General features: G+C 61.3%; 13 protein-coding genes and 2 pseudogenes. 7 read left to right on the top strand and 8 right to left on the bottom strand.

Annotation, left to right across the window (positions count from 1 at the left end):
- Positions 1 to 26 precede the first annotated feature (26 nt).
- The 4 genes from W7S_RS27110 to W7S_RS08015 all read left to right on the top strand — a co-directional run bounded on the left by W7S_RS27110 (position 27) and on the right by W7S_RS08015 (position 3205).
- Entirely contained in the window at positions 27 to 185 is a 159-nt protein-coding gene (locus tag W7S_RS27110; RefSeq protein WP_168160316.1) for a hypothetical protein, read from the top strand.
- 307 nt (positions 186 to 492) lie between these two features.
- Complete coding sequence (locus W7S_RS08025) at positions 493 to 786, top strand: hypothetical protein (protein ID WP_238535827.1); 294 nt, start codon at positions 493 to 495, stop codon at positions 784 to 786.
- Between the two features lie 77 nt (positions 787 to 863).
- Positions 864 to 2096 (top strand): IS256-like element ISMysp7 family transposase, encoded by a 1233-nt coding sequence (locus W7S_RS08020; RefSeq protein WP_008258297.1) that lies wholly within the window; start codon positions 864 to 866, stop codon positions 2094 to 2096.
- Positions 2097 to 2134: 38 nt separating this feature from the next.
- On the top strand, positions 2135 to 3205 hold the full coding sequence (locus tag W7S_RS08015) for an ATP-binding protein (RefSeq protein WP_238535826.1): 1071 nt from the start codon (positions 2135 to 2137) through the stop codon (positions 3203 to 3205).
- Between the two features lie 860 nt (positions 3206 to 4065).
- On the opposite strand, the gene W7S_RS08010 is transcribed toward W7S_RS08015, so the two are convergent.
- The gene (locus tag W7S_RS08010; RefSeq protein WP_050989375.1) at positions 4066 to 4368 is read right to left on the bottom strand and encodes a helix-turn-helix domain-containing protein; all 303 of its coding nucleotides are present in this window, start codon (positions 4366 to 4368) and stop codon (positions 4066 to 4068) included.
- On the opposite strand from W7S_RS08010, the pseudogene W7S_RS27785 reads away from it, so the two are divergent.
- Both W7S_RS27785 and W7S_RS27430 read left to right on the top strand, forming a co-directional pair.
- A pseudogene (locus W7S_RS27785) lies at positions 4274 to 4999 on the top strand (TniQ family protein); the annotation flags it as partial. The gene W7S_RS08010 and the pseudogene W7S_RS27785 overlap by 95 nt on opposite strands.
- 162 nt (positions 5000 to 5161) lie before the next feature.
- Positions 5162 to 6331, top strand: coding sequence for a hypothetical protein (locus tag W7S_RS27430; RefSeq protein ID WP_238535825.1), 1170 nt, complete (start codon positions 5162 to 5164; stop codon positions 6329 to 6331).
- Positions 6332 to 6516: 185 nt separating this feature from the next.
- Here the strand turns inward: W7S_RS27430 and W7S_RS25980 are convergent, their stop codons facing one another.
- The 5 genes and pseudogenes from W7S_RS25980 to W7S_RS07990 form a co-directional block, all read right to left on the bottom strand.
- The gene (locus W7S_RS25980) at positions 6517 to 8517 is read right to left on the bottom strand and encodes a LysR family transcriptional regulator (RefSeq protein ID WP_238535824.1); all 2001 of its coding nucleotides are present in this window, start codon (positions 8515 to 8517) and stop codon (positions 6517 to 6519) included.
- A gap of 210 nt (positions 8518 to 8727) precedes the next feature.
- A pseudogene (locus W7S_RS27780) lies at positions 8728 to 9156 on the bottom strand (TniQ family protein); the annotation flags it as partial.
- A gap of 62 nt (positions 9157 to 9218) precedes the next feature.
- Positions 9219 to 10223, bottom strand: a complete 1005-nt coding sequence (locus tag W7S_RS08000; protein ID WP_014711159.1) for a TniB family NTP-binding protein — start codon at positions 10221 to 10223, stop codon at positions 9219 to 9221.
- Between the two features lie 201 nt (positions 10224 to 10424).
- Positions 10425 to 12584 (bottom strand): Mu transposase C-terminal domain-containing protein, encoded by a 2160-nt coding sequence (locus W7S_RS07995; RefSeq protein WP_041297794.1) that lies wholly within the window; start codon positions 12582 to 12584, stop codon positions 10425 to 10427.
- Entirely contained in the window at positions 12581 to 13387 is an 807-nt protein-coding gene (locus W7S_RS07990; protein WP_238535823.1) for a TnsA-like heteromeric transposase endonuclease subunit, read from the bottom strand. Before W7S_RS07990 ends, W7S_RS07995 begins: the two co-directional genes overlap by 4 nt.
- Positions 13388 to 13910: 523 nt before the next feature.
- Here W7S_RS07990 and W7S_RS07985 point away from each other — a divergent pair.
- Positions 13911 to 14093: an antitoxin VbhA family protein gene (locus W7S_RS07985; RefSeq protein WP_014711156.1), complete on the top strand. Its 183-nt coding sequence runs from the start codon at positions 13911 to 13913 to the stop codon at positions 14091 to 14093.
- Positions 14094 to 14520: 427 nt separating this feature from the next.
- Here the strand turns inward: W7S_RS07985 and W7S_RS07980 are convergent, their stop codons facing one another.
- Together W7S_RS07980 and W7S_RS07975 are read right to left on the bottom strand one after the other, a co-directional pair.
- Entirely contained in the window at positions 14521 to 15561 is a 1041-nt protein-coding gene (locus W7S_RS07980; protein ID WP_014711155.1) for a HEPN domain-containing protein, read from the bottom strand.
- A complete protein-coding gene (locus tag W7S_RS07975) occupies positions 15558 to 16856 on the bottom strand; it encodes a DUF262 domain-containing protein (protein WP_041297793.1) in 1299 nt (432 codons plus the stop codon). The genes W7S_RS07980 and W7S_RS07975 overlap by 4 nt, the downstream gene beginning before the upstream one ends.
- Positions 16857 to 16869 lie beyond the last annotated feature (13 nt).

Raw genomic sequence — 16869 nt, 5'->3', positions numbered from 1 at the left:
GTTCGAGATGGCGATAAGTTGTGGAAGTGGCCGCAAGAGATGACAACCGTCCGGAGGGCAACCGGCAACCCGATGTCCTGCGGGTGCTCGAAAGCGACGTCTGGGCTCTGCTGAAGGATCGCTCCCCGATCACAAAAGCTGAACGCGAGCGGGCCCTCGGATATGACGCCGCGACGGGGGTATGACGGCCACCGATCCTTGGCTGTGGTCCATTTGGCGCAGAACTCGTGGCGATCCGCCAATGGCTTGGCATTGCGTTCGGCTCTCGTGGCGCGGTGGCACTACTCTCCTCCGGCGTCAGGGGTCGCCGACCACTCGATGGGTGCCGGCGTCGGATGTGATGCCCGACAACGTCATCCGTACGCAGAAAGTGGTTAGGGCTTCCAGCGGTCGGCGATCTTGCCGCGCCGCTATTTGCACGCGGACCGGAGTGTGGCCACGCAGTGGCCGCTTCCTTCGGGGTTGTCGGTAGCCGCGGGCATACTGCTGAGCATGTCCGATGTTGAACCACCAGACCTGGCCGCGGTGTTGGCCGGTGAGGATTCGTCGGTTCGCCGCGCGGTGCAGTTAGTCGGCCAAATCCTGACGGGGTCGGTAACCACGCAAGTGACCCTCGCGGGGTTTCTGCATGCGGTGTTAGGCCGTTCGGGGTCGGATCTGGTCTGTGAGTCGCGGCGGTTGTCCTCGATCGGACACGTGGCGGCCGGATTGGCGCTGGCGGCGTTGATTGACCGCTTCGATCCCCCGAGGGCGTGTCTTATTGACTGTGTAAGGGGTTCGGCCTGAATGGTGGTGGCTGACCACCGGACAGGAGAGTTCCATTGCCGCAATCTGATTCGTCAAGAGATGATGCTGCCGCCCAGTTGGCCGAGTTGTTGCCGCCGGCGGCAGTCGATGCCTTGTTGGCCGACGCTGAAGCGTCTGGCACCCCGATTGATGGCCCCGAGGGGTTGCTCGCGCAGATGACCAAGGCGGTGCTCGAACGCGCTTTGGACGTCGAAATCGCCGATCACCTGGGCTATGAGCACGGCGATCCGGCAGGGCATGGCTCGGGCAATTCCCGTAACGGCCATGGCCGCAAAACCGTGTTGACCACGGCCGGGCCGGTCGAGCTGGAAGTGCCCCGTGACCGCAACGCCACGTTTAGCCCGGCGATCGTGCCCAAGCGCAAACGCCGCCTGGGCCAGGTTGAGGACATGATCTTGTCGCTGTATGCCCGGGGCATGTCGACGCGCGATATCACCGAGCACCTCGGCGAGGTCTATGGCGCCCGCGTGTCGGCGGCCACGATTTCGCGGGTCACCGACGTGGTCACCGAGGAGATCGCCGCCTGGCAATCCCGGCCGGTCGATCCGGTGTATCCGATCTTGTATATCGACGCGATCCGCATCAAGATCCGCGACGGCGGCGTGGTGGCCAACAAGGCCGCCCACGTGGTCATCGGCGTCGATGTCGAGGGAATCAAGCAGGTCCTGGGCATCTGGATCCAGCAGAGCGAGGGCGCCAAATTCTGGCACGGGGTGCTCACCGAACTGCGCAATCGCGGGTGCCGCGATGCGCTGTTCGTGTGTTGCGACGGGTTGGCCGGCCTGCCCGAATCGATCGCAGCGGTCTGGCCGGCCGCGGTGATCCAGACCTGCGTGGTGCATCTGCTGCGCTCCTCGATGCGTTATGCCTCCTACGCCGACCGCCGCAAGATGGCCACCGCGCTGCGTCCGATCTACACCGCACCCACCGAAGAGGCCGCCAAACTGGCCCTCGAGGAGTTCCGCGCCCAGTGGCGCACCAAATCCCCCGGAGCCATCGCTGTCTGGGATCGGGCCTGGGCTGAGTTCGTGCCTTTCCTGGCATTCCCGGTCGAGATCCGCAAGATCATCTACACCACCAACGCCATCGAATCGCTGAACTACCAGCTGCGCAAAGTCACCAAGGCCCGCGGCTCGTTCCCCTCAGACGCCGCAGCAATGAAGCTGCTGTATTTGGCCATCCGCAACATCAACCAGAAACGAGGATCAACACACGGACCAGGCACCTACCGCTGGACCGAAGCACTGAACACCTTCGCCATCCAATTCCCCGACCGACTCCCACTATGACCCAAAGATAAACGGCTGCAACACCTTACACAGTTATCTTGACAAGCCCTCCCCCGATCGGGCCCAGCGACGACGATGAGCCACCGACCTGGGCGCACATCGAGATTGGCGACAAACGCCTAGCGCCGCCTGCACGGCTGTCGGCGTTCTTCACTGCCGGCCAGCTCGCCCCCGCGCCTGTTGTGGTCCGACTAAGTTCATCGACGCTGTATTCCGATACGCCGCGGCTGCAGGTCTACACCAGCCCTGCTGATCGCGGTCATGCCGTTGCCGTGATCGAGGCGATCATGACCGACGCCGATGGCGCCAAAAACCTCTACCGTGGTCGAGCGTTGACCGCATCCGAGAACAACGGCCTGGTTCTTGAGGTCACCGAGATCCCGGCCCTTAGCCGCACGAATGTGATTGTGCCCGAGTCGGTATGGAAAGAGATCGACCTCAATATTGCCGCGTTGACTACTCATCGGCAGTTGATGACTCAGTTGGGGCTGGGAGTACGTCGCGGGATCTTGCTCGCGGGACCGCCCGGGGTCGGCAAGACCGCGATATCGCAAACCATCGCCGCCGAACTCGTCGGGCCGTTCACAGTGATCAATGTCGATGCCCGCGCCGGCAAATCAGTGCTGTCCGCAGTGTACAAGGAGGCCCGCGCACTAGGGCCGACCGTGATTGTGCTTGAGGACATCGACCTCATCGTCGGCAATCGCCGCCACCACGGCGAGGTTCGTCCTCTCTCGGAGTTCTTGGCTGTCATGGACACAGATCCCTCAGCGCCGATCTTGACGCTGGCTTCCACAAACGACGTCGCGGCCTTGGACGCGGCGGCGATCCGGACCGCACGATTCGACTCGATCATCGAGATCGGCTATCCCACGCGAGAGGCGGCCGCACAGATCCTGACCACCTATTTGCGGGGCATTCCCGGAGCCGGATCCGTTGATGCCAGCCACGTCGCCTCCCACCTCAATGCTGAAACCAACGGCGCTGACATCCGCGAAATCGTACGCCGCACCGTCCTAGCCACCGGGACGGTCACCAACTCCGCGCTCCTGGCCACCATCCAGTCAGGCCGCTTCAAACCCGAACTACCCCAAGGCACCTACCTGTGATCAACAGCGCAGTCCCAGACTCAGCCAGTCACCCGTCGGCGCTACGGGCTCACAGAAGCGCACGGATCAGCGCGGCAAAGAGCTTGAAGACTTGCTCGATTGGGAAACCACGGCAGAGTTCCTGCGCGGTCAAGTTCTTGTCAGCCAACGCGACACGCCGCAAGCCGCAAATCGGATTCGCGTCGAGAATTCGCGGTCACGACGACCCCTTTTAGCCTCGATTCTGAAGTCATATGGCAGAATCCATGCACGACGTCGATACTGTGCTCGTCATGGTGACACCTTGATTTCTCGTCAACCGTTGATCGATTTCGGTCCGCGCTCAGGTCGATCCTGCCGACCGTGCAATCTGCTCCTCAATCGGAGCCCGAAAGCCTCTTCAACGTTGGAGTGCGTCTGCTTGATCGACGATCGTTGGTAGACGGGAGACCACGCGGAGCTGCACGAGTACGATCGCATCCGGTGAATTTGATTGCCCCACTGCTCAATTAGGCGAGTCCGAAGCGCTGCAGGCTGGCGCTGCGCAGCGCACCTGGCTGCTCGGGTGCGAGGTTTTTGGCGGTGTCGAGCCACTGTTGTGCGACGTTCAACCTCCGTCACAGTTACACTCGCGCTGGGCACACCAGGGTGGCCGAGGTGGCGGGGCGGACCTGGCCGGCGGCACTGCGAGGCGTCTGATCGGCGGTGAACCGCCCCCTGCGCGGCCGGATCGTCACCCGTTGTCCGACTCTTCTGGTCAGCCAGCAGACCAGGCCCGTCTGACCCAATGTAGCACTAGTAGTGCAAGGGTTTGCACTGCTTCAGACCCCGCGCATCCGGCCGTGGCGTCGACGCCCGCGTGCATAGACTGGAATGCAGCATCATTTCGCAGGCCGCTTGGAGCGTCGCTTACGCGCTGGCGTCGGTTCGGGCACGGCAAGCAGTTCAGCTACTGGCACATCGAGGGCCTCGGCGAGGTCAAAAAGCCGCTCGTAGAGCAGGCCGCGCCGGCCGAACTCGACATCGATCAGCACATTGCGCGTCACACCCGAGTGCAGGGCGAGGATTTCCTGGGTCATGTCGCGTTGAATGCGAAGTTCGCGAATGTTGCGCCCGACTGCCTCTCGCCACCGTTCCCATTGGGCAACCCGCTCGGGGCTGTTTTGGTTCGGGCGCGTGGGCACGCTCTCAGGTAAGCGGCGCGCCCTACCGATGTCTGCCCTACTAGTAGTACATTGCTCGGTGTCGGCACCTTTCCTCACTCGTCGACCAGAAGGCAGGTCGGCGTTGCCTGGCGATATCGGGATGAGGGTTGGCGGGCGTGACGGGTCTCCCGGCCTCGCGCATCGGTCCTCGATCGATCCTGCACTGCTGAGCTCGGGCGAAGGTGGGCCGGCCACGATATGCCGGAGCCTGCCGATCCGTCTGCCGCCAGTTGATGGTGAGGCACTTGATTCTTATCTGGAAGCGCTTGCGTACCGGTCGCACACGCCGTGGGGCGACCTTCTTCGTGCTGTCGGTCTCGACAACGAGTCGATGGGATCAGGAACCGGGATCTATGGCTGGCTGGTTGGGCTCACCGGATCGCAGTCATCGGCGTTGAGCCGGAGCACCGGGGTTCGTAGCAGCCAGCTTGCTTCGATGACGGTTGCGGGACTGATGCGCTCACCGAACGCTGCAATGAGGCCGGCTGGGCCGGTGCCCATATTGCGGGCGCCCGAAAGGTCGCGCTATTGCCCAATGTGTCTGGCCGAAAGCGGCGGTCGGTGGCAACTGTGGTGGCGGCTGCGCTGGGCTATTGCGTGCCCCATTCACCACTGCCTGCTTGCCGACTGCTGCCCTACTTGTGGGGGGTGGCAACGAGTGGGACCGTCATCATCGGGCACGCTTTTGGCGCCGGGGTTGTGTTCGCGCAAGGTAGCAGCGCCGCATGGTCGCAGGGCGTTTCGATGCGGCGCGGCACTGTCAGGGTCGGCCGTGCACCGTTTCTCCGCTGATCACCTGGTGCTGAGGGCGCAGCGGCGCGTCCTGAAGTGCCTTGCCCAACAATGGGTGTCCGATGGCATCTATGTTGGCGGCGCTGTTGATGTATCGCAGTTTTTCGCTGATGTCGCCGCGATCGGAAACCGCGTGCTTAGGCTTTCATCTGGCGAGATTGTTCAGGAGCGCACGCCGAGTGACCTTGTGGACCTTTACGCGCAACTGGTTTCCGGTGGCGCCGGCCAAGCGATGGTGGGCCATCACGCGGTGACGGCAGGTGGTGCTGCGTTGGCGCTTATTGCCGCGCTCGATGTTCTGGGTAGCCCTGACGTAAAACACGCTGGGGCGCGGATGCGCTGGATCGTAGCGACACCGGGTGCACGCACCACCTCGGTGACTGCGACTCATTTCGGCAAAGGCAGAACCGTTAGCGGAGCACTGCGCGCGGCCCAGTTGTCGGCGCTTGAAACCTATTTGGGTCCTAGTGATCAACTTCGCTACCGAATCGGCGCCCACTCCCCAAGCGACCCGACCGTGTCAGCCGAACGGCATCGACACGTTCCTAGCCTGCTATGGCTTCCGGCAACACGGTGTTTCGCCCCAGTAGGTATAGCGACCGAGCAGTTGGCCGCGACGCTGGCCTGTGCTGTCGTGGTGGTCGGCACGCGAATGACCCTCGCCGAAGCGGCCTGGCGCCTCGAGTCGGTCACGACGGCACCGGCCATATCTCGCGTTCTTCAAAAGTTGAGTACTGCCGAGGAGTGGGCAGGAATGAGAGCGGCATTGATTCGCGTCGCGGACGACCTTGATGCAGGCGCTTGCCCCATCGACTACGAACGGCGGCGCGCACTCCCCTTCTACCAGCTGATGGACGGTGATGAGTGGTGCGAAATATGCTGCGATGCAGCGTTACAGGCCGGTCCGATCTTGCGGGTCGGGTTGCTCAGATCGTGGATGTTTGAGCGCATGACCGGTTCCCCTGCACATCGCTGCCCCACGGCCGAACGTAACCGCGAGTTTCGCCGCCAGCTGTCCGAACTCACTGAGTGGATGACGCCGAACCTCGCGGCGCTTCTCGACCGTTTCGCCACAAAGTTTCTGGAGAAACACGGATGCGGTGGGGAGCCGCTAATGTGGCACCCGTCGGATAAGCTCCTGCCCGGTTGAATCGCATCCTCCACCTTTGGGGTACTAGCATTGAATCTGGACTGGGCTGCTGCCGCGATACGATGTGGTCGCCAACGGCTGCTCGGTTGCTCGCAGGGGGACTCCGTGACGTTGGCGAAGACCCTGTCGCCGTTTGCCTTCGGACACGACGCTGTCCGAACGCGGTGTACCGCGTGCAAGGGGCGTTAGTGCTTTGGCCGAGTGGCGCAATCGTTTACGGTGTCGATGCGTGCTTCGATCTGATGCACCAGGTCAGCCACTGTATGACCAAAAGCTGTCGGCCGCCAAGGTCTTAGACGCGAACCACTCCTAACGAGCAGTTCCTTGCCGAAGTTGCTCTCTAATCGGATGATCTGCCCTCTTAGCACTGAAGCGCCGCAGCCGCATTGTCGCGCCGCCGCAGCAAGGGTCTCGCAGTGTGATGCGCGCGCGAACCGCCGAAGGCGCCGCCAGGCCTTGATGTCGGCCATCGCCGGCAGCAGAGCCTCTCCGCCGGGGAGTTGACGAGCGATGGCGGCAGCAAGTGGAGGGTGGGGGCGGTCGTATTCGCAAAGCATAATTCCGTGCTCGAGGGCACAGCGCCGGATGCGATCTTCGGAGACCCCAAGTTCAGCGCTCATCTCGCGCACGGTGTGGTGCTGCACAATACTGCGGTCGCGGATCCACGTCGCGGGGATGGACTTTCGGCCGTTGCCGCGAACGTGCATGCCGTAGCTGCGGGCCAAGTCACCGATGGTGTTACCTTTCTTGATTCCGACAAGCATGGCGATCTGAGGAAGCGATAGCCCTTTGTCCTCGTAGAGTTTTCGTAATCTCGCCTCGGGCAGGGCGGCTCGGGCGCGTTCGAACTGAGTAGGGACGTGTCGCGGGATTTGGCGGAGCGGATTGTGTTTCAGCTCGTGTCGTATGACGTTCGCGGATAGGCCGAGGCGGCGCGCAGCTTCCCGTATTGAGACGTTGCCCGCACCAAGAAGCCGGCGCAGCGCATGGGTCTGCACCGCGTGGCAGTACTGTCCCGGCAGATCCAGTTCGCCGAGCCATTCCAGCGGCGGCGACCAACTGACGGGCTCATCGTCGACTCCACGTCGACGCAGGAATTCTGCAGCCACCTCATCTAGGCGCGTGACCAGCTCGGGTGTCAACATCAACAAGAATCTGTCAGCAGCAAACCGGCCGTTTCCTGGGGGAATGGAGAAAGGCAATGCGGTGGAGGGAAGGCCACTGATGCGGTCGAAGAGCCACGTTCGTGCCGCGTGATGTATCAGCGGGCTTTGTGAACTCATTCGCGCCAACGAGGTGAGCCCTTCCCACTGCCGCAGGGAAAGAAGCCCCCTATAGTCGAGCGCGCAGCGACGCCGGTAATCGATGGGCGGCGGCGCACTTGCCAATCGATCGTGAAGACGAATCAGCGCCGCGGCAATAGCGGGCCATTGCGGATGCGCATGTAGAGCGGCATAGACCTGGCTGGTAGTTCTCTCGGGTATCCGGTATCCCATGCCCTTTTCGAGGTATTTTTGCGGTGTCGTGGTTGCGACTATGGTGACAAGTAGCGCCAAGGCCTGTCGTTGCGTCGCCATCGTGAAACCGCCGATACGCAAACGAAATGCCCAGTCATCCCACAGGGCATTGGGCACACAACGCAGAATCAGTGCATCGAGACCGGCCGGCATGGGATAGGAGGGAACTGCCGAATAGAGTCGGTAGCGAAGCTGGTCGGTAGCGGCAATGAAACGACGCCGGCCCACCCAGGAGGCGATATCGATTGCGCACAGGACGGGGCTGGGGTGTTGTCCCAACTTGCTGTACGTGGGTCTGATCCGGCCGCGGAAGCGGCAGTCACCAAAGGTAAAGCCCCGCAACATTTCCGCGGCTTGTGGAATTGAGGGCTTTAGCAAGACCATTAGGGCTGCCGTGGTCCCGGTGGCCACTGCTGATGCGCAAGAGGTGGCGGCCAGGCCGCGCCGGGTGGGTGTCTGGCCGAGTTTGGTCCACAGACGCGTGCGCCAGTAGCGCGTGTGCTGGCTGTGATCGACGGTGCCTAGATGTCGAGCAATCGCCCGCGGCGTGGTGGTCGTCAGGATGCGGTTAGCGAGCATGTGGATGTCAACGAGAAATTGTGCCGATGAGACCGGTTGTACGCCATACACTCCGGTGCCCACGCTCGGCTGTGTCAGCAGTGCGCTCAACTGGCGCTGATAGTCCAGCACTGGGTGGTCAAGTGGCAGAGTGTCGGGCTGAATATCGATGAGTGAGCCGCCGCAGCGTCGTCGTTCTCCGGCCTGTCCGACCGAGGCGCAGCATCGATTAGGCCCAGGTCTCAATCTGCCGTTACACCAGCCATACGCCACAGACACTGTTTGTGAGCATGTCGGGCAGGTATCGATGAGAAAACAACGGTGACGTTGACACACAGTCACCCAGGGCAGGCGCCAGTCAAGAGACCACCGGCCGTGGTTGTCGGCCAGGCAACGCGGGCAGAAGCGTTGCCGGGTAATCGCTCCCCAGGAGGTCCAGGCGATGCGTCGGCGCCTGTCAATGGTAATGAGCGTGCCGTCGAGTGGTTGCAGTGTCATGGCGTGCAGGCGACTTTCGTCTACGGCCGTCACCGTGGCGATGTGGGCGAGTTCGTCTGGATTTAGCCACGCAGTGAACTTGGCGGCTGTTACCACAGTCTGCTGTCGCAACGACGCGGGCATGACGGTGTCAAGGAGCTCCTCCCAGGTCACGTCGAGTCGATGTGCCAGGGCAACCAGCCATGACTCGAGCGCTTCACCTGCAAGTGGGGGGATCCTGATGGGAAGCGTGCGCGCCGACACGGCCTCCATAGAGCGGATGTGCCTGAGAGAGCGGGCGTGGACGTTGGTGTCCGATAGGGCCGATGGGGGCATCACGTCTTCCGGCGGTACCCTTTCGGTTTGGAGGTCAATCGGCCGGCGGCGAACCCCGCATGCAATTCGGGACGCTTTTGTTCTGAGGCTTCATCGTTTCGGATGCCCTCGAGCAGGGCCTGATTTATCACTTCACGACCGCTTGTGATGGCAAGGTGGCACGCGCGGGTGATCAGCGCCATCAGCGATCCGATGCGACCACTGCTGCGCTCCCAGAGGTAGTCGGATAAGTCGTCAGCGAGCATGCCGTGTTCCTTGTCCGCCACAACGATGCGCTTCTCGATAGACAGCAGCAGCCGACGCCACTCCCATCGTCCGGGTTCATCGTCGATGCTGAATTCACGCATGGTCAACCCGGTGATTCGTCGGCCTGACTGTCCCAGAACGTCTCCGGCGTATTCGCCGTCACTGTAGAGTCCGCGCTGGCGCAAACCGATACCGATGAACACGATGGTCAGCGGAAATTCATTGCTGATGTATTTGAACTGGTTGCTGATCTCTTGACTCGTCGTTCGGACTTTGAGGAAGTGGAGGTCATCAACGATCAAAAGCCTTGTTTGGCAGGATAGTACACAGTCCAGTGCGCGCCGAGCGAAGTCCGTGGCGGTGCCCGTCTTCGCTCCGGCATGGTTGTAGAAGTTGAGCATGGCCCGGTTGAAGGCTCTCATATCGGTGTTGCCGGTCATCCCAACGCGGCAGACCGGCCAACGTTCGTTGTCCCCGACGTACTCGCCTAATTCGTCGATTTCTCGCCGATGGTAGTTGAAGGCGAGGTCTTGGATGGCGATGGACTTGCCGATGGCCGGGGGTCCTTCGATTCCCACGCATCCTTTGGCTTTGTCACCGTCTTGCATGTTGCTGTCGATGACCAGTTCAACGGCCTTTTGAATTTCCTTCAGGGGTTCGGTTTTGATCGTCGGGAGGTTGGCGTGCCAAATCCGTCGCTGCCGGTTGTAGCATCGTCGCGCTTTCTCACCGAGCGTTCTGATCTGTTTGCGTGTCAACGGTTCTGGCGGGATGCGTGCGGGCGCGTAGGCTCGCTGTTGCCAACCTTCCTTGCGGGACAGGGTCAGGTTGTCCAGGCCGCTCAGAGCCGTAGCGCCTGTCCCCCGGGGCCGTTCACGACGGGGCGTCCGCGCCGGATTGTTCGAGCGGATTGGAGAGTGATCGCGTTCAGGCCTGATCGTCATTGGTGTCCTCGGTCGTCATTGGTGTCCTCGGTCGTCATTGGTGTCCTCGAATGCGTCGGCGTAGTAGTCGTCGTCGACAATGTCGTCGTCCCAGTCGTCGTCACTGTCCCCCAATTGATCCAGATGATCGTCGAGCACTGGCGAATCCGGCTGAGCACTCGGCTCGTCGCGATGTGCGCATGTCGGGGCGTCTGCGCCCGATCCGAGTCGGTCCTCTTCGGTCGCAAGGCCATCGAGAAGGCTCGCGCGTTCGCGAGAGAGTTTCAACGCGATGCGCCGGCCTGCTGCGGTCTTGCCCAGCTCGAGATTCCAGTCCCGTAACAGTGCCGCCATGGCGGCCGCGGGATCGTCGCTTCGGCCTTGGGCGACCGCGAGCCGGCGGGCGTGGGCGACGGTGTATTCGTCATAGGGGAACGGTGATTTGGGTGCCGCGCTCCAGCGCAGCGTATGCCACTTACGCGTGATCGGATCGCGGAAGTAGACGCGAGTGACGTCGTCGGGGTCGATATGGATCGGCCATCGCCGTTTGGCTTTGCCGGTGTAGGGACTGTCGGTGTTGCGGTAGCCGTCCAGTGCCGGCCCGTTGTAGCGGCGTTTGTCGAATTGAACGCCGTAATGATGGATGCGACCATGCGTGGTTTTCAAGAACTCGAAGGCGAGGTCGGGGTCACGTGGGGCTTCGATGAAGCCTGCGCGCGCGATGCCGTGTTCATACATTTCGGCCGGCGACATGCGCAGGCCCGGCACGCTGGGATCGACCAGCCCGTCGTGGGGGCGGTTGTGGTACACCACGGCCACCCACTTACGGATGATCTGTTCGAGTTCATCGACGTAGAAGAACGCCTCGTGTTCTGGTGATTCACCGCGCGAGTAGACATCGGGGCCTTTGTATCCGGGCAAGTGTTGCAGCAGGCCCTCGCGTACGGTGAGGAAGAAACGCTCGAGGATCCCCTTGTCCCGGCCCGTCCTGATGCGTGCAGGTTGGATGGAGATGCCCAGCCGCTGGCAGACGCTGTTGATGTGTTGGGAGCGAAAGGCCTTGCCGTGATCGACCACCAACGTTTCGGGAATGACGGTGGGCAGGCATTGTCCCGTGGAATCGCCGGTGAGCCATTCCACCGACGGGAAAACCGAACGCGGAACGCCGTGCTCGGGCCACACGGCCTCGCGGGGCCAGTCTGCCGGCGCGGGTGGTGGTCTGAACGTCTGATAGAGCAGCCCCGCCACATCGGAGGATTTGGTAGTAGGGCTAAGCCGCAGCGCGGTGATACAGCGGGTGTACCAGTCCATCGCGACGGTGAGTTCGACGCTGACCCACTTCAGCGTGATGGGATCCAGGGCAAAGACATCCAGTCTGGTGCTATCCATGACCAGGTATTCACCTGGACGTGTGGGCCGCAACTTGCCATATGCGCGGGCCGGGCGTAGGGCGATGTCGCGGTTTCGTTTTGCACTTAAATCGAATGTGTGTATCTGGCGTTCCAACGTGCTCAGGATCCGATAAGCCGACGCACGCGACGGCGTCGCGACCACACCGTCGCCATGGGTCAACGTCATCCGGGCATTCGTCTGGTGAATGACACTCGCTCGGGACGGCTTTGACTTAGTGCTGTGCTCGGCCATGACCTCCGCGGCGCCGCGGACCCACCGTGGATCGGCCGCGCCGAAGGGGTCACTGCCGCGAGTCGAGGCCAGCCCAGCCTCACCGTGGTCACGGTAAGCCGCCACCCAGCGTTCGATAGTCCTTGCCGTACAGCCAACCTCGGCCGCTTTGGCCCGGTAGCGCGTTTCTAGCGGCCGATCAGCGGAGTACTCGGCGCGAGGCTCACCGGGCAAAGCCAACACTTCGGCACCCGACTTATATCCCGTGAGAACCTCCCGTACGTGGCCAGCTCTTTCGGCGACAACCTGCCGAGTAGCTTCATCCAGGTGAGACAGCGCGACCGACGCCACCTCACCTGGATCGTCGCTGCGGGGACAATCGTCATCACCGATAACCATGGGACGACCCCGCGTGGTCAGCTCTCGTAGGCCAATCCAGAACCTGCGAGTCCCGCCACGATCTGCCACGAGAACCTCCGTTCCTGTTTTATCCGGGAACATCTCGATGATGGAGAGGATCTCACCGTCGTAGATGAACTTTGTACCGACACCGATCGGTGTTGCGGCCCTCATGACCGGACACTCACAGTCGTTGCGCCAGTGAGTGTCCGGGAAAGATCAGAGGTGCATTCACCCCGCCAGAGCAGATGCATCAGGCCAGGAAAAGCGGTCACCCGGGGAAGCTCCGTAGCACGGACAATGGTTTCTACCGATGCCTCTGCGACGCTTTGCAGCGCGCGGCGCACCCGAGCCAGCACGTCCGGCTGGAACAACCACTCCCGCCGATACCCAGCCAGAAACCGGATGTTGCCGTATTCAACCTCGGGTGGTTCAGAGGCGATTTCGTAAGCCCATCCGCGCGCTTCGATAACTGTGCGGGTCAACGCGAGTGTCCGGCATACCTCCGGATCCTGCAGTGCTCGAACGCCTTTAACGTCGATGACGAGTGGACCGGCTTCGGTAATCGCCAGGAAGTCAGGGGTTCGGGTGAGGAGAACTCCGTCGACCTTGGTCCTCAGCTTGAAAGGCTGACTTGCGATGCGCCGTACACTCTGATCGAAGTCCTTCATCATCAGCCGTGAAAGCTCAAGGCGTGACTCGTAATTCACGTGTTTGCGCTCGGTCGCGCACCAATACTCTCCTGCGTAGCTACGTCGACCCAGATACCAGGGGAAGGTACGGCACGGCATGCCATTCACTAATTCCCTCGCGTCAATCTCAGCCCAGGGCGCCTCGGCGACGGTGCCGTCAGCAAGCCTGTATTGAACGCGGGGGGTGTCGCTACGATTGGTCGCCTTCCTTGACATCACACCGCCTTCATCCAGCATCGCAACCAAAAAGCTTCTAAGCGAATAATGGCAGTCAATCAGCGTCAAAAGGCAACGCGTTTAACACATTTGTGTTTGTAGCGTGACTACAAGACCCGGGCAATCCTTGAAATGCAAGCATTCAAACCAAAGCACTCGCAAGCAGAAACCACAGCACTATCCACAGCACCAAGTGCAAAACGCCAGCACACTGATCGCAAACCCAAGCACCGCTTGCTTACGAACCACAGCGCCCTTCTTACGTTCGCCCTCTCGGCCGAAACCGATGTTTATAACGAGATGTCACCACCGACGGATCGAACACACCTCTCGAAACGAGATGCCCGCCGACAGAATTGTCCACTCAATACAGGGCCGCACCAGCGATCAACCCCGCCTGGAATAGCCGGGCAGCCACCTCCCAATAGACGACTCACTTCACCGACTACAGCTCATATCGAAATCGCGGATTACCGATCGTCCAATTATCATCGTTGGCGCCGACGCAAGACCATCCGGCGCAAGCTCGCGCTTCACCCCATCCCTGTTGTGTGAACTACGGTGAAGGAAGCCGACCGAAGGTGGTGTTTGCGTGAGCGAGTTGCAGAATGCCAAACGTCGGATCAAGGCCATCAGGGCAATCCGCCACAGCACGGAACTCGAAGGTTCCCGCAGCACCAACGCAACCCGCGCCGACCAGCTCGCCTACGCCCGCGGGAATATCACGGCCGCCGAGCTATGCGATCGCGTGCGGCGCCGGCATAACGTTCAGTAAACCGAGCCAGGGGGTGCCCCCTCTCGCGATTTCGCGATCGAGTCAAACGGTGCCTCATCACTCTCAGCAGCGGCGCAGGGTGGCCGAGCATCGGGCCATGGGAACGAGCAACATCATCGCGAAGAGGGTCGAACACCATCGGTCGGATCGGCCATCACGAGCAGCCGCCACACCAGCGACCCCTCCGGCGGCCCGCTCGGCCTTAGCTCATCGCGGCATGCAAGCTTCGAAGCAGTTCGAAACTTGGTTGTAGCGCAGCCTGTTTCGTCGCTAATGAATCCGGAACCCGTTCATGGCTAATCGTCATTAGCGCGGTTCCTAATCGGCCCGGCCAGCGGTTAAGCTAGCGGACCCATCGATACGCATGGCGCAGCCGCACGTCCCACCGATTCGGCGATTGGCGCCGGCATCTGGGTGCCGGCGCAAGTCAGTGGACTTCGGAGGCCAGCGGGCCGCGGTCGCCGAAGATGCCGGCCGGAGGTTCGACAAACTCCGCATCGGGTGTGCGCCACACGTAGAGTGCACTATTTCTGGGCACGGCGAACTCGAGCTTAAGGCCGGTTTCGACCGCCGAGTCAACCCGTGGAACGCTGAGGCCGTCAAGTTGGATTTCCCGGAGTCGGCCCCAACGAGCGACACGGCCATTCGATGCCCAGAGGAGGTCGCCTACTCCTACGGGCGCGCCGAGGGTCGGAATGACAACAATACGTCCCCGCTGGTAGTACTCGGTCGGGACGCCCAACGCCTCGCTCTCGTTCCGGCCGCGGGAAGCCTCTAGCACCAGACACGATAGGCTGGCCACTAGTCCCAGGCTCATCGCCTCAATGAAGTCAACCTTGGCCAGCAGCTGCTCTGGGGAGACTATTTCATCGGGTATTGCCCGGTGCGACACCTCGTTTCGGCGCTCTACGAGATCTGCCAGTTCCCTGGCGAGCAGCTCGGTCGGCAACGTCGCGTCGCCGTGGCCCGATTTCACCTGCCAGCTGCGGACCGCATCGGCGTGCTGGATGCGGGTCGGAAGGTCTGGCACTGCCCAGCGGAAGAGGTCGGCCATGGCGTCCCAGCGCAAGTTGGAGTTATGGAGTGCAATCACTTCGAGGCGAAGATCGTAGGGATGCGAATCGCCGAGGCATGACGCCAAGCTCTTCGCAATGTCAAGCTCGTCGATCTCCTTATACCGGCCCACCCCGAGATTCTTGCCCAGCAAAGCGGATGCGTTCTGCACGTACTTGCTGCGCAGATTCTGCACTTGCAGGGTAGACAAGGCCTTGGGGTCACTGAGCATCAACTGGCCGAATCGGAACGCGAGCTGCTCGGCGAACGTCTCGAACGAGGCGTACAGTGCCGAGATACTGGCGATGTAAGCAAATCGGCGTTGGTCGGTCGTCTGATGGAGTCGTGAGACCGTGTCGAGGTAGCGGCGAATCAAGTCCAGATCCGCCGCGAGCGCATCGTACTTAGGAATCAAGACTGTGTGGCCTGACCTTCGATCTGAATCAGCGCGGCGTTCAACGCTTCGTACGCGTGGTCATTCCGGTTGCGCGCGTCAGCGGCGTTGGTCCTGCGACCACCAAATACCTCCGAGTGTTGGTCGTACATCAAGTCAACGGCGGCTTTCACAATCGCCGGCTGAGTCAGCAACGCCGCTCGCTGCTCGCCGCTCAACGCCGAGCTGGCATACATCAACGCGTCGTAAGCGATCTTGCTGAAGTGTCGATTACTGTTCTTGACTTGGAATGCCACTGGGCCGCCGACTGCATGCCAGAAAGTAATGTTGTCGACGAAGATCTGCTCGTACTCGGCCAGCGTGTCCTGATCGAAGCGGTTGCCTCGTACTAGGAATTCGTCGAGAAACTCGGATATTTTGTTCAGTCCCTGGGTGAACTTATCGAAGTGCCGGTAAGCGAAGAACCGCAGCACTATTTCAACATCTTCCATGGCCTTATACAGTTTCAGCCCCGCAGCGGTCACCTCGACACCTTGGGCATCGCGACCCAATTGAAGTCCGCCGCCGTCGTCGTCAGATTCCTCGTCGGTGTCAGGGTCCGCGAGGCTGTTGGGATCGAGTGGGGTGCCGAGCACCGACCTCAGTTCAGTAATTCGGGACAATTTGAGACACAGGTCGTTTAGCGGGCCGTCGTAGACGGCGTTGCGGGTCTCCTGGCCACTGAGTCGTACTCCTCCGGAGTTCAGACGCTCGAAGACCAGCTTCTTGAGGAAGACGGCCTGTTCGGGATCTGATGCCGTCTCGTTTAGCAAGATGATCGATGATAAATATCTGCGGTCGATGCCGTCGCGAATTGAACTTGGCAACGTCGAATAGGTTCTTCCATTCAGTTCCGGCCAATGTTGCAGACCCGTCAAATGGAGCTTGCCTTGGTAGAACTCCATCAATGCAGTTAAACGTTGCCGGCCATCCATGACCTCGAATCGCGCCAGCTCGTACTCGTACAGGAACACCGGCGGGACCGGCACATTCATGAGGAACGACTCGATCAGACGTGACTGGCGCCCTTCGTCCCAACGGTGACGGCGCTGGTATTCCGGATCGCGCTTGTACTTTGCCTCGGTTTCACCCGATTCGGTAACGAAGGTGTCGGTGAACATCGCGAGTATTTGGTTCAACGGATATCGCGCTTGCTCTATCACGATGCGGACGCCCTCCTTGGAGTAGCGCCGGTTCAGATCGGCGTCGCTCACTGGTGGAATGTCCTTGCGCTTCAGGTCATGAATGGCTTCACCCGGAAGCAGCGAGACTCTCACATCGTCATCCTTC

It is taken from the genome of Mycobacterium sp. MOTT36Y, assembly GCF_000262165.1.
Taxonomy (GTDB): domain Bacteria; phylum Actinomycetota; class Actinomycetes; order Mycobacteriales; family Mycobacteriaceae; genus Mycobacterium; species Mycobacterium intracellulare.
This window is presented reverse-complemented; position numbering and strand designations above follow the sequence as displayed.